At 54.8% G+C, this 12,526-nt stretch carries 12 protein-coding genes; 5 read left to right on the top strand and 7 right to left on the bottom strand.

The window, feature by feature from the left end:
* Positions 1 to 24: 24 nt before the first annotated feature.
* Together GSQ70_RS16765 and yieE are read right to left on the bottom strand one after the other, a co-directional pair.
* Complete coding sequence (locus GSQ70_RS16765) at positions 25 to 1,494, bottom strand: amino acid permease (RefSeq protein ID WP_158783599.1); 1,470 nt, start codon at positions 1,492 to 1,494, stop codon at positions 25 to 27.
* A 173-nt stretch (positions 1,495 to 1,667) separates the two neighbouring features.
* On the bottom strand, positions 1,668 to 2,534 hold the full coding sequence (gene yieE / locus GSQ70_RS16770; protein ID WP_158783600.1) for a DNA-binding transcriptional regulator YeiE: 867 nt from the start codon (positions 2,532 to 2,534) through the stop codon (positions 1,668 to 1,670).
* Positions 2,535 to 2,639: 105 nt separating this feature from the next.
* On the opposite strand from yieE, the gene GSQ70_RS16775 reads away from it, so the two are divergent.
* The 3 genes from GSQ70_RS16775 to GSQ70_RS16785 all read left to right on the top strand — a co-directional run bounded on the left by GSQ70_RS16775 (position 2,640) and on the right by GSQ70_RS16785 (position 5,346).
* Positions 2,640 to 3,698 carry a YeiH family putative sulfate export transporter gene (locus GSQ70_RS16775; RefSeq protein WP_158783601.1) on the top strand — a complete coding sequence of 353 codons (1,059 nt, stop codon included), beginning with the start codon at positions 2,640 to 2,642 and terminating at the stop codon, positions 3,696 to 3,698.
* Between the two features lie 63 nt (positions 3,699 to 3,761).
* Positions 3,762 to 4,604, top strand: coding sequence for a deoxyribonuclease IV (gene nfo / locus GSQ70_RS16780; RefSeq protein WP_158783602.1), 843 nt, complete (start codon positions 3,762 to 3,764; stop codon positions 4,602 to 4,604).
* Between the two features lie 223 nt (positions 4,605 to 4,827).
* Positions 4,828 to 5,346 carry a hypothetical protein gene (locus tag GSQ70_RS16785; RefSeq protein WP_370521076.1) on the top strand — a complete coding sequence of 173 codons (519 nt, stop codon included), beginning with the start codon at positions 4,828 to 4,830 and terminating at the stop codon, positions 5,344 to 5,346.
* Positions 5,347 to 5,467: 121 nt separating this feature from the next.
* Here GSQ70_RS16785 and fruA read toward each other — a convergent pair whose 3' ends face one another.
* From fruA to fruB, 3 genes are read right to left on the bottom strand one after another with little or no spacing between them, the layout of a single operon-like run.
* Complete coding sequence (fruA, locus tag GSQ70_RS16790; RefSeq protein WP_158783603.1) at positions 5,468 to 7,171, bottom strand: PTS fructose transporter subunit IIBC; 1,704 nt, start codon at positions 7,169 to 7,171, stop codon at positions 5,468 to 5,470.
* 15 nt (positions 7,172 to 7,186) lie between these two features.
* The gene (gene fruK, locus GSQ70_RS16795; protein ID WP_158783604.1) at positions 7,187 to 8,125 is read right to left on the bottom strand and encodes a 1-phosphofructokinase; all 939 of its coding nucleotides are present in this window, start codon (positions 8,123 to 8,125) and stop codon (positions 7,187 to 7,189) included.
* Complete coding sequence (gene fruB, locus GSQ70_RS16800; protein WP_158783605.1) at positions 8,122 to 9,255, bottom strand: fused PTS fructose transporter subunit IIA/HPr protein; 1,134 nt, start codon at positions 9,253 to 9,255, stop codon at positions 8,122 to 8,124. Before fruB ends, fruK begins: the two co-directional genes overlap by 4 nt.
* A 440-nt stretch (positions 9,256 to 9,695) precedes the next feature.
* Here fruB and GSQ70_RS16805 point away from each other — a divergent pair, with 440 nt between their 5' ends.
* Positions 9,696 to 10,895: a sugar efflux transporter gene (locus tag GSQ70_RS16805; RefSeq protein ID WP_158783606.1), complete on the top strand. Its 1,200-nt coding sequence runs from the start codon at positions 9,696 to 9,698 to the stop codon at positions 10,893 to 10,895.
* Positions 10,896 to 11,003: 108 nt separating this feature from the next.
* Here GSQ70_RS16805 and GSQ70_RS16810 read toward each other — a convergent pair whose 3' ends face one another.
* Positions 11,004 to 11,258, bottom strand: a complete 255-nt coding sequence (locus tag GSQ70_RS16810) for a YkgJ family cysteine cluster protein (protein WP_158783607.1) — start codon at positions 11,256 to 11,258, stop codon at positions 11,004 to 11,006.
* Positions 11,259 to 11,450: 192 nt separating this feature from the next.
* On the opposite strand from GSQ70_RS16810, the gene yeiP reads away from it, so the two are divergent.
* Entirely contained in the window at positions 11,451 to 12,023 is a 573-nt protein-coding gene (gene yeiP / locus GSQ70_RS16815; RefSeq protein ID WP_158783608.1) for an elongation factor P-like protein YeiP, read from the top strand.
* A 70-nt stretch (positions 12,024 to 12,093) separates the two neighbouring features.
* Here the strand turns inward: yeiP and GSQ70_RS16820 are convergent, their stop codons facing one another.
* A complete protein-coding gene (locus tag GSQ70_RS16820; protein WP_199257273.1) occupies positions 12,094 to 12,396 on the bottom strand; it encodes a type 1 fimbrial protein in 303 nt (100 codons plus the stop codon).
* Between the last annotated feature and the right edge of the window lie 130 nt (positions 12,397 to 12,526).

Here is a 12,526-nt window from a genome sequence, read left to right on the forward strand (position 1 = left end):
CGCCTTTATCACAGAGAGTTGATCTTATCCCTTAAACTTCGGGAACGCCATTTCGCTGTACTTCACAAAGCGGGTTTTCTTCGTCAGCTTATAGCCGAACCAGATAATCAGGAACAGCGGAATACCGATATAGGTCGCTGCCACGCCGTACCAGTCTATGCGATCCGCGAGGAACGCCTGGTAGTTCTGCCCCAGCGTAATGATCAGACACAGTACGAAGGCAAAGATCGGTCCCAGCGGGAAGAAACCAGAACGGTACGGCAGATCCGCCACATTCAGACCCTGCATCACATAGCCGCGACGGAAACGATAGTGGCTAACAGCGATCCCCAGCCAGGCGATAAAACCGGTCATTCCGGAAGTATTCAGCAGCCACAGGTAGACTTCCTGATTACCAAACATAGAGGTCAGGAAACAGAGAGCCGCAACCACTGTGGTGGCATACAGCGCATTACGCGGCACTCCCCCCTTAGACAGTTTTCCAAAAATACGCGGCGCTTTGCCTTCGCGGGCCAGGGTGAACAACATACGGGTGGAAGCGTACATTCCTGAGTTACCGGCAGACAGCACCGCCGTCAGGATCACCGCATTCATCACCGCTGCTGCGGAGAGCAGACCAGCGTGTTTGAAGACCAGCGTGAACGGGCTGACGCTGATATCCTTCACGTCATTACGCAGCAGGCTTGGGTCGGTATAAGGAATGATCAGGCTGATCACCAGGATCGCCAGCACGTAGAACAGCAGAATACGCCAGAACACCTGACGCACCGAACGGGGGATATTTTTAGCCGGATCCTCGGATTCACCCGCGGCAATACCGATCAGCTCGGTGCCCTGGAAGGAGAAGCCGACGATCATCGCCACACCAATCATCGCTGAGAAGCCGCCCGCGAACGGTGCATCACCAATGTGCCAGTTTGCCCAGCCGGGAACTTCCTGACCGCCACGGAAAATGCCGACAATCATCATCACGCCGACCACAATAAAGATCACCACGGTGACAACTTTAATCAGCGAGAACCAGTATTCCGCTTCGCCAAACCCTTTTACCGAAATGTAGTTCAGCAGGAAGATCACGCAGAGGAACACCGCGCTCCAGATCCAGCCTGGCGTGTCCGGAAACCAGTAGGTCATTACCAGCTGTGAGGCCACCAGGTCGACCGCGATGGTCACTGCCCAGTTGTACCAGTAGTTCCAGCCCAGCGCGAAGCCAAAGCCCTCTTCCACATAGCTGGAACCATAGGTGGAGAACGAACCTGAGACCGGCATAAAGGCGGCCAGCTCACCGAGGCTGGTCATCAGGAAGTACACCATCAGGCCGATCAGGGCGTAAGACAACAGTGCGCCACCCGGACCCGCCTGGGAAATCGTCGCCCCTGACGCTACAAATAAACCGGTTCCAATGGAACCCCCAATGGCGATCATCGTCAGATGACGCGCCTTTAACTCACGCCTTAACGCAGGTTGTTGTGTTGTTGTTTTATCCTGAACCATCTTGAAATGCTGTACTCTGGCTAAAATGAGGCGCGATTGTAGCAAACTACCCTGACAGCGATAGTGATTCCGCAACGTTATAAGATAGCTTCATGATCGGCGGGAAATTATTAGCCTGAACGAAATTGCCCTGAGAAATGTCCGGGGCTATCCGCTGATTTCCCCAAACAAAGCTACTCGGTGCAGTAGCTCAGAAAGCGCTGCAACGCTTTGGACAGGTGCTTCTGGCGGTGGTGAATACGGTACAGCGTACGTCTGAGTTGTGGCAGCGGTAATGGCACTTCCCTCAGCGTTCCCACCGTCAGTTGCTCTTCAATCACCCGGCGTGACAGGCAACTGATCCCCATACCGTGACGAACGGCATGCTTAATCGCTTCGGAGTTACCCAGTTCCAGTGCGAGGTGGAACTGCGGCAAATGCGACAGGAGCAGGTAGTCGACGATCTCGCGGGTACCCGAGCCGTGTTCGCGCAGGATCCACGGAGCCGCTGCCAGGCTCTCCAGGGTGATCGGGTGTTGGAAGATTTCCGCATCCGGCGCGGCAAACACCACCAGCTCATCCTCCAGCCAGGGCTCGCTGATCACGTCAGTCATGTGGCACGGCCCCTCAATCAGGCCAATATCGACGCGAAAATCAGCCACTGCATTAATCACATCCTGACTGTTGCCAACGCTCAGCTCCAGCGGCAAATCCGGGTAATCCCGCCGCCATCCGGCAATCATGCCCGGCAGCAAATAGTTACCAATTGTGCTGCTGGCATAGACCCGCAGCGCTCCATTATCTTCACGGAACAGCTGCTCGATTTCCGTGGCCTGTTCCAGCAGCGCCACGGCGCGCGGATAAAGCAGACGACCGTGCTCATTGACGACCAGCCGCTTGCCGACCCGGTCGAAAAGCTGCACGCTCAGCTGGCCTTCAAGATCCGCCAGCGCGGCGCTGACTGCCGACTGCGACAGAGCCAGTACCTGAGAAGCCTGAGTGGTCGAGCCACTCTTCAGCACTTCAGTGAACACTTCAATTTGTCTTAGCGTAATATGCATTGCCCATCACCAATATTACTTATTCTGGTTAATTATAAATATATAATCAATTTCTCTTTTAAGCCAGTAAGCCGCATCCTGTCAGCACTGAACAGGAGCACTGCTATGGCCGATCTGACACTCACTCATCCTCATCAACATCCGTTTCGCTTCACTGCCGGGTTGCTGCTGGTTTTATCACTGGCGCTTTTCGCCAGTTGGCTGGGCAATCAGGCCTCCATCGCCGCGCTGGGCCTGAGTGCATTAACCCTCGCTATCATCGCCGGTATTCTGGTCGGTAACACACTTTATCCCCGTTTCGCTAATCGGTGCGATCCTGGCATTTTGCTGGCAAAGCAGCACCTGCTGCGCATCGGGATTATTCTTTACGGCTTCCGGCTGACCCTGCAGCAAATCGCTGATGTCGGTCTGAGCGGCATAGTGATTGATATTCTGACCCTCAGCTCCACCTTCTTTATGGCCTGCTGGCTGGGCCGCCGCGTCTTTGGTCTGGATCGCGATACCGTCTGGCTGATTGGTGCAGGCAGCAGCATCTGTGGTGCCGCTGCGGTTCTGGCCACTGAACCGGTGATCAAAGCGGAGGGTTCAAAGGTCACCGTGGCAATAGCCACCGTGGTGATCTTCGGCACGCTGGCAATCTTTATCTATCCCCTGCTCTGGGTGCTGGTCAGCCCGCATCTGCCTTTTATCACCCTGAGCCGCTGGGGCATCTTTACCGGTTCTACAATGCACGAGGTGGCTCAGGTTGTCGCGGCTGGTCACGCCGTCAGCCCGGAAACGGAGAATGCGGCAGTGATCAGCAAGATGCTGCGCGTGATGATGCTGGCTCCGTTTCTGTTATTGCTGAGCGCAAGATTGAGAAACAGCCAGAGCGCCTCAGGGATCGCGCCGGGAAAAATGGCCTTCCCGTGGTTTGCCCTGATTTTTATCGGCGTGGCGCTGTTTAACTCTCTGCATCTGCTGCCGCTACCGCTGGTAAACCGCCTGAACCAGCTGGATAATCTGTTGCTGGCAATGGCGATGGCGGCACTCGGTCTGACCACGCACCTCAGTTCGCTGAAGAAGGCAGGGCTGAAACCCATCCTGCTGGGCCTGCTCCTGTTTATCTGGCTGATCCTCGGCGGCGGTGCAATTAACCTTGGGATCCAGCATTTGATGGCATGATTTCCCGCCGTTTCCGGTTATCATTGCCCGCAAGGTGATATAACCCCTAACAGGAGAGACGGCATGAAATATATCGGTGCCCACGTCAGTGCTGCCGGCGGCGTGGATCAGGCGGTGCTTCGCGCACATGAACTTGAAGCAACAGCTTTTGCGCTTTTTACCAAGAATCAGCGCCAGTGGCGTGCTGCTCCGCTGACTGATGAAGTGATTTCCGCCTTTCGCGCGGCCTGCGAGAAATATAACTACAGCTCCGCGCAGATCCTGCCGCACGACAGCTATCTGATTAACCTTGGTCACCCGGTAGAGGAAGCGCTGGAGAAGTCGCGTGAAGCTTTTATTGATGAGCTGAGCCGCTGTCAGCAACTGGGCCTCTCCCTGCTCAACTTCCATCCAGGCAGTCACCTGCATCAGATTGAGGAAGCGGAGTGCCTGAAACGCATCGCCGAGTCGATCAATATCGCACTGGATAAAACCGAGGGCGTGACTGCAGTGATTGAAAATACTGCCGGTCAGGGCAGCAACCTCGGGTTCCGCTTTGAGCATCTGGCCGCCATTATTGACGGCGTGGAAGACAAATCCCGCGTTGGCGTCTGCATCGATACCTGCCACGCCTTTGCCGGAGGTTATGACCTGCGTAGCGAAGAAGAGTGCGTGAAAACCTTCGAGGAATTTGAACGGATTGTCGGTTTCAACTATCTGCGCGGCATGCACCTGAACGATGCGAAAAGTGAATTCGCCAGCCGCGTTGATCGCCATAACAGCCTGGGCGAAGGCAACATCGGCAAAACGGCGTTCAGCTGGATGATGAAAGACAGCCGCTTTGACGGCATACCGATGATTCTGGAGACCACCAATCCGGATATCTGGAAAGATGAAATTGCCTGGCTGAAGTCCGAACAGAATTAAGTTCATATCCAACCCGCGCCGTCCGGGCGCGGGGCGCTTTTACCGCCAACATAAAGAATTTTCTCACTGATCAAGATCAATATAAATTCACTTCCTCCTTCTCTGAACAAATATTCCCCTCGCAAGAGAACTGGTTTATTACCGGTTTATCTGCCGCCCTTTATTATTGCTCTTATTTTCACCACAACAATCACATCACATTGATTTAAAGAGAGTTTATAAAGTGTTTAAGTTTTCTGGCAAGGTGTCAGCCCTCGCGTTACTGATTGTCAGCGCCGGAGCTTATGCGAGCGAAATAAATTTATACTCCATCAATACAGGTTCATTTGTTTACCATCTGACGGGCAACCAGGGTCAATATAACGAGAATTTTAATAATCAGTTCTATTCTGTAGAACGTAAATTCTCTGAGAACTCAAAATATAGCGCGCTGGTCGGGACTTTAAAGAACAGTTTTGACGATCGCTGCCTGTCGCTGGCACTGAGAAGAGACTGGCAGTCCTGGGATTCAGGCTGGTTTTTCAAAGGGATATACGGCTATACCGGGGAGTTCTTTTTTGATGCTTTCAGCCATTGTGGTGACAGAGGGTCCTATCACACCTTTAAGAAAGTCACCGGCGTTGGCTTTTCACCCTATCTTTACCATGGCGTACAGTACAACTTTACCCGTCAAGTGGGCGTTGAAGCCGGGATCATTTTCCCTACGATCTTCGCCGCGAGCGTGCAGTGGAGCTTCCGCTGACAGTAAATAATAAGGGCAGGTACTGAGGTAATGTCGCTGACTGGTTTCAGTCGCTCATCACCTTTTGTACCTGCCCTTTCTTTGTCACAGGATTATCCCGCGCTTTCGTTTACTGCCTCAATCAGGCTTTTGCCAGCTCCGCTTCCGGACGCTTCAGAACCGCATAAGCCAGACCTGCCACTACCGTTCCCACCACAATCGCCATCAGGTAACCCAGTACCGGGGTGATTGCACCAGGGATTAACAGCACGAACAGTCCACCGTGCGGTGCCATCAGTTTAGCCCCTACCGCCATAGAGATAGCGCCAGTCAGCGCACCGCCGATAATGCAGCAAGGCAGCACACGCATCGGGTCACGGGCAGCAAACGGGATTGCACCTTCAGAGATAAAGCACAGCCCCAGAACCAGCGCCGCTTTGCCGCCTTCCTGCTGACCTTTATTGAATTTCTTGCGCGCCACCAGCGTTGCCAGCCCCATCGCCAGCGGAGGAACCATCCCTGCCGCCATGATGGCTGCCATCGGAGCGTAGGTCTGGGAACTCAGCAGCCCAACGCCAAAGGCGTAGGCCACTTTGTTCACCGGGCCGCCCATATCGGTACACATCATGCCACCGAGGATTGCGCCCAGCAGAACCGCATTCGCCGTGCCCATGTTAGCCAGCCAGTGAGTCAGGCCTTCCATGATTTTCGCGACCGGTGTACCCACCACATAGATCATCAGCAGACCGGTGATCAGACTGGCGACCAGCGGAATAATGAGGATCGGTTTCAACGCCTCCATACTTTGCGGCAGTTTCACCTTCGAACTGATCAGTTTGGCTGCATAACCGGCAATAAAACCGGCGATGATACCGCCGAGGAAACCGGCATTGATGCTGGTAGCGATCATCCCGCCAATCAGACCCGGCGTCAGGCCCGGACGGTCAGCAATCGAGAAGGCGATAAAACCAGCCAACACCGGCACCATCAGGGCGAAGGCGCTGCCGCCGCCAATCTGCATCAGCGCAGCGGCCAGCGTACCCTGCTCTTTAAAGGCGGTGATACCAAAGGCGAAGGAGAGCGCAATGCTCAGGCCACCCGCCACCACCATTGGCAGCATGTAAGACACACCGGTCAGCAGGTGACGATAGGCTCCGGCACTCTCTTTCTTCTCTTCAGACTGAGCAGAAGACTGGCTGCCGCCTTTCGGCTGGTAAGGTCTGGCTTCGGCTACCGCTTTGTCCAGCTCCTGGGCAGTTTTTTTCAGCGCCAGGCTGGTGGAAGTCCGGTACATCGGCTTACCGGCAAACTTCGCCAGGTCCACCTCAATGTCCGCCGCCACGATCACCAGATCCGCAGCCGCCACTTCTTCCGGAGTGATCGCATTACCGGCGCCCACTGAGCCACGGGTCTCAACTTTCACCCACCAGCCGCGTTTTTTCGCTTCGGTGTCGATAGCTTCTGCCGCCATAAAGGTATGAGCCACACCCGTCGGGCAGGCAGTCACCGCGACAATACGTTTCGGGCCATTGCCTGCCGCAGCAACCGGTGCCGCTGCTGCTGCAGAAGCCGCCGGAGCATGCCAGGTTGTGGCGCCCGTTTGCGCCTGCTCAAGTACCGCTTCCGGCTGACGCAGCAGTTGCTCGATGTCCGCCAGATAAATGGCTTTCCCGTCCAGGTTGCTGTCAGCTGGGATCTGTTTCCCGGCCACAATGATCTGGTCAGCTTCGGCCAGGTTCTCCGTCAGCGTCAGCCCTTTCGCGGCCGCCGCAGCGGTAGTGATATTTTTTGCCAGATAGCCAGTGGCCAGCCCCAGCGAAGAATCAATTATCAGCAGCGTTTTCATTATGCTCTCCTGCTGTCAGTTAAAAGGTTGTAGGTCGACTCGCGCCATCATCGCGGCCAACTGAGTACGATCGGTAACGCCTACGTTGCTCTGGCTGACGGCCATGGCGGCCACTGCTGTTGCAAGACGCAGTGTATGCTCGCTGGACTCGCGCATCAGCAGGCCATAAATTAACCCGCCAACCATAGAATCCCCGGCACCTACGGTGCTCACCACCTCACAGGCTGGTGGTTTGGCAATCCATTCGCCTGAAGCGTTCACCCACAGCGCGCCTTCCGCACCCAGGGAGATCACCACATGGGCAATCCCCTGCTCGCGCAGTGAGTGAGCAGCTTCAATTACGTCCTGCAATGTCGGCAGCTTGCGCCCGGCCCAGATTTCCAGCTCGCGGCGGTTTGGTTTTACCAGCCACGGCGCGGCTTTCAGACCGGCCACCAGCGCCTCACGGCTACTGTCAAAAATGATGCAAGGGCAGTGAGTGCGCAGCGCGCTCATCCACTCGGTAAACGCATCCGGGTCCACACCGGCAGGCAGGCTGCCGCTGACGCAGACCATGTCGAACTGACCAAGCCAGCTCAGCGAGTCCGTGGAAAAACGCTCCCAGTCCTGGGCGGTAACGTTAAAGCCGGAGAAGTTCAGATCGGTCACTTCGCCGTCTTTCTCGGTCAGCTTGACGTTGATGCGGGTACGTCCTTCAACCACCTGAAAACGGTTGGCAATACCCAGCTCGCTGAACAGGTGCTGAAAGCCATCCTGATTCTCTTTGCCCAGGAAGCCACCAACGGTGACGTCGATACCCAAATCTTTCAGCACTTTGGCGACGTTGATCCCTTTACCGGCCGCGTGCAGGCCAGTGGTTTTGACCAGGTTAACTTCACCACGCTCAATTTCCGGGGTGTAACCTACCAGGTCATACGCCGGGTTCAGCGTGATAGTGGCAACACGTCTGCTCATGCTGCCCCCTCGCCGAGACCGGCAGCAATCGCTTCACCCACCGCATCCAGTGCGGCACGGGCATCTTCACCGCTGGCGGTAAAGCGCAGGCGATGACCTTTTTTCACGCCCAGCGCCACCACTTTCATCAGGCTGCGGCCGTTTGCAGGTTTGCCGCTGCCGTCGAGGTTGGTGACAGTGACATCACAATTAAACTGTTTGATTACGCTGACCAGCGCGGTTCCCGGACGGGCATGCAGGCCATGCTCGTTACGGATCGTAAACTCTTCGGTCAGCACATCAGCCTGCTCAGACATTTCGCTGGTCAGCAACGCCAGGATCCCGGCAGCATCAGCGCTCAGCAGACGGTCGGCTTTCTGCTTGTACAGCAGGTCACTAAGGTAATTCAGCACGTTAAGCGGCTGGTCATCAGTCACGGAAACGGTCACCAGCAGCGCGGCTTTTTCGCCTTCGACTTCAAAAGGCGCGGCGCTGCGGCTGACGGCCACGGCGCTACCGAGATTCCCTTCGGTGCTGTCGCTCAGCCAGATACCCTGCCCGAGGTTCAGTGGACGTGAGGAGATCACGCGGCTGACGAAGGTGGCATCCACCGCGCCCGCCTGCTGCAAACGACCGGCATTCAGCGCCTGCAGGGTCATCAGATCGCTGGCGGCCACGTCGGTAACGATCAGCGAAGTATCAAATTTAAATTCAGTGCCCAGCTTTTCGCCCATCAGCAGGCTGCGCAGCGTTTCTGCCGAGTCGGTGGTTTTCAACTGCTCTGCCACGCTGTCATCGCTCAGTACGTGAGTCAGCTGACGCAGCAGCGCAAGGTGTTCGTCGGATTTCGCCGCGATACCAATCACCACATACGCGGTCTGGTCGTCACCCCAGGCAATGCCCTGTGGAAACTGATAAACCTGCACGCCGGTTTTTAAAACCAGATCGCGAGTGTCAGTAGTGCCGTGTGGGATAGCGATACCGTTACCCAGATAGGTAGAAGTCTGCTGCTCGCGGGCCAGCATACCGTTGACGTACCCTTCCCCGACGTTACCGGCAGCAGTCAGCGCCGCAGCAACCTGGCGAATGGCATCTTCTTTCTCACCGGCGGTAGCACCGGGATGAATGGCGGACAGTTCAAGCTGGAACATAGCTCTCCTCGCTGCTGAAATTGAATCGTTTCAGCTAATTTGAGAAAAAAAGCGTTTTCTGTGATTTAAGGAGCTGAACAGAAGACGCTGAAACGTTTCAATGAGTTTGGTCCTGTTGCCCCGAAGGTGGCAAGTATTACCGTTAACGGCGTAGCAGATTTTTGACGTCACGCACATTTTGTCAGCTCTTTTCGGAAAAAGACGCTTTACCCGCCGCCCTTGCTGAAGAAGTGCTGACACCTGCAGGGCGGCGATAAACACTTTCAGCTTTCCGGCTTCAGCTATTCAGTGAGACGTTTTTTTTGCTGAAGCCGTGTCGGAAGCCTGTGCAGGAAATGCGTTTTTCTGCTGATATCAGACTCCCCGTTTGAAACAGCTTTTTAAAACGCATCCGCAGGCGTAAAATTCCGGCGTTTTTTCAAACAATGGTTATTTACCCCATGCAAACCCCCGTTGCCCGCGCGCGCACGCTGCCGGACAGTCAGTCGCTGGCTTTCCTGATTGTGACGTTTGTCTCCGGCCTTGCCGGTGCGTTACAGACCCCAACTCTCAGCCTGTTTCTCTCGACTGAAGTTCACGCCCGCCCTTTTATGGTTGGCCTGTTTTTTACCGTTAATGCGCTGGCGGGGATCCTGGTCAGCCAGCTGCTTGCGCGCTACTCTGACCGTCAGGGCGATCGCAAAACGTTGATTCTGGTCTGCTGCCTGGTGGGCGCCGTTGCCTCTTTGCTGTTTGCCTGGAACCGCAGTTACTTCATTCTGTTACTGCTGGGGGTGTTACTATCCGCATTCGGGACCACCGCCACACCACAGATATTCGCCCTCGCCCGTGAGCACACGGATAAAAGTGGCCGCAACAGCGTTATGTTTACTTCAGTGATGAGGACGCAGATTTCTCTGGCGTGGGTGATTGGGCCACCGCTGGCTTTTATGCTGGCGCTGGGATACGGCTTCCGCAATATGTATCTGTGCGCCGCGATGGCCTTTGTGGTCAGTGCTGTTGTTGTCAGCTACATGCTGCCTTCAATGCGCAAAACGCAGATCGTAACCACCGCGCCGTTGCAGGCTCCGCGCCGCAACCGCCGGGACACGCTGATGCTATTCACTGGCTGCACATTAATGTGGGCCTGTAACGGCCTGTATCTGATTGCGATGCCTTTATATGTCGTTGGCACGCTGCATCTGCCAGAAAAACTGGCCGGAATGCTGATGGGCATGGCGGCCGGGCTTGAGATCCCGGTGATGCTGGTGGCCGTTTTTTATGCCAGACGCATCGGTAAACGCCCGATGATGCGGATCTCAGCGATAGCGGGCCTGCTGTTTTATGGTTCAACGCTCTGTTTCACCAGTGAACTCCCACTGCTGGCTATCCAACTGCTGAATGCCATCTTTATCGGCATCATGGCCGGGATCGGCATGATCTATTTTCAGGATCTGATGCCGGGCCAGGCCGGTGCCGCTACCACCCTCTTTACCAACTCCACCCGCATGGGCTGGATTATTGGCGGTTCGCTGGCAGGCGTGGTGGCAGAGATCTGGGGATATTCGGCGGTATTTTGGTTCGCCGTGGGGATGATGGTGCTGGCAGTGGGCTGCGTCTGGCGGCTGAAGGAAGTTCAGCCTGCGGCAATTGCTGGTTGACCCCAACAAGTAGTGGCTACAGATCTCCGCTGGACAACAGAAATCGCAGTCGGAAATCGGCAGTAAAAGCTGAACTCACAGGCTAAAAGTTGACCATGGCACCGCGCTTTATGGTGCGGTCAGCCTCTCCAGATCCAGCAGCCAGGTCATTGCCTCTTCCCGGCTGGTGCCACACATCTCCCTGCCCGCTTTCAGTCCGGCACAAACCGCAGGACGCAGCGGCGAAGTGAAGATTTTGCAGCGCTGATGCTCATCAAGCTGAATGCAGCGAGTATTGGCTGGTTTACCGTTGGGCATACCAGGGATAGGTGTCGAAATTGAAGGCGCGGTACAGCAGGCCCCACAGGCAGAACGACACTCCATCTTTATCCCCTCATTCAGAAAGCGCGACAATAGCAGGCCTCAGAAAGGAATACTATCCTTATTAGCGGGCATGCTTTTGCATAAAATTTACGGTAATTCTTCCGACCTTAGCAGGTCAGTGCTTGCCTGAATCCGTCAGCCGGAGTAAGTTGACGCGAGAATTTTCCACCCCCCGTTTATCGAGACTTAAGAATGCCAAGAGCGAACGAAATCAAAAAAGGTATGGCCGTCAGCTTTAACGGCAAGTTGCTGTTAGTTAAAGATATTGACGTTCAGAGCCCCAGCGCCCGCGGCGCTTCCACGCTTTATAAGATGCGTTTTACCGACATCCGCACCGGCCTGAAGGTAGAGGAACGTTTCAAGGGCGACGACATTATTGACACCATTTCGCTGAGCCGCCGCCAGGTGACCTTTTCTTATATCGACGGTGACGAATACGTCTTTATGGATGATGAAGATTACACCCCGTACGTGTTCAAGAAAGAGCAGATTGAAGAAGAACTGCTGTTTATTCCGGAAGGGGGCATTCCTGGCATTCAGGTACTGACAATGGAGGGTCAGATCCTGGCGCTGGAACTGCCGCAGACGATGGATATGGAAATTGTCGACACCACGCCGGGTATTAAAGGCGCATCGGCCAGTGCCCGTACCAAACCCGCCACCATGAGCACCGGGCTGGTGATTCAGGTCCCGGAATATCTTAGCAGCGGCGACAAAATTCGTATTCACATCCCCGAGCGCCGCTACATGGGCCGCGCTGAGTAATCTGCACTAAAAAACCGGTGATGTATCCTGCATCGCCGGTTTTGTTATGTTATAACACTTCCTGAGTCCATTAATTGTAGCTGACCGTCATGATCCCCTGTTTTTGGTGCTGATCCAGCCAGCGGATATCCGATTTTCCAACATTGGTTGGAATAAATTCTCGCTTGCCTTTCAGGGAAGAGACGGTGGTCCGGGTTTTTCCGTCCCGATAACAGGACGATGTGATCTGATTCTGCTGCAACTCCATATCGCAGCCAGGTTCAACAATGGCACCACGGAACTCAATGATTCCGGAACTGGAATCCGCTGCCTGTGTGCTACTCGTCCATGAGGTGAAAAGCATAACAATCATTGCTACTTTAATGCCGTTCATAAAGACCTCATTAATTAGTTGCTGCTTTAATAACATAGTCATAACTTTCGCATTGTGTGCTTTGTTACAGAGATTTCATCGGCACTACCGGTAAAAAGTTTAATGATTGAACAAGTTAAAAAGTGAAGGG

The sequence above is a fragment of the Pantoea sp. BAV 3049 genome (assembly GCF_009765445.1).
Classification (GTDB): Bacteria; Pseudomonadota; Gammaproteobacteria; order Enterobacterales; family Enterobacteriaceae; genus Erwinia.

Bases quoted from the DNA above. Each gene is read 5' to 3' on its own strand.
- GSQ70_RS16765 (WP_158783599.1), bottom strand. From the start codon at position 1,494: ATGGTTCAGGATAAAACAACAACACAACAACCTGCGTTAAGGCGTGAG.
- yieE (WP_158783600.1), bottom strand. From the start codon at position 2,534: ATGCATATTACGCTAAGACAAATTGAAGTGTTCACTGAAGTGCTGAAG.
- GSQ70_RS16775 (WP_158783601.1), top strand. From the start codon at position 2,640: ATGGCCGATCTGACACTCACTCATCCTCATCAACATCCGTTTCGCTTC.
- nfo (WP_158783602.1), top strand. From the start codon at position 3,762: ATGAAATATATCGGTGCCCACGTCAGTGCTGCCGGCGGCGTGGATCAG.
- fruA (WP_158783603.1), bottom strand. From the start codon at position 7,171: ATGAAAACGCTGCTGATAATTGATTCTTCGCTGGGGCTGGCCACTGGC.
- fruK (WP_158783604.1), bottom strand. From the start codon at position 8,125: ATGAGCAGACGTGTTGCCACTATCACGCTGAACCCGGCGTATGACCTG.
- fruB (WP_158783605.1), bottom strand. From the start codon at position 9,255: ATGTTCCAGCTTGAACTGTCCGCCATTCATCCCGGTGCTACCGCCGGT.
- GSQ70_RS16805 (WP_158783606.1), top strand. From the start codon at position 9,696: ATGCAAACCCCCGTTGCCCGCGCGCGCACGCTGCCGGACAGTCAGTCG.
- GSQ70_RS16810 (WP_158783607.1), bottom strand. From the start codon at position 11,258: ATGGAGTGTCGTTCTGCCTGTGGGGCCTGCTGTACCGCGCCTTCAATT.
- yeiP (WP_158783608.1), top strand. From the start codon at position 11,451: ATGCCAAGAGCGAACGAAATCAAAAAAGGTATGGCCGTCAGCTTTAAC.
- GSQ70_RS16820 (WP_199257273.1), bottom strand. From the start codon at position 12,396: ATGAACGGCATTAAAGTAGCAATGATTGTTATGCTTTTCACCTCATGG.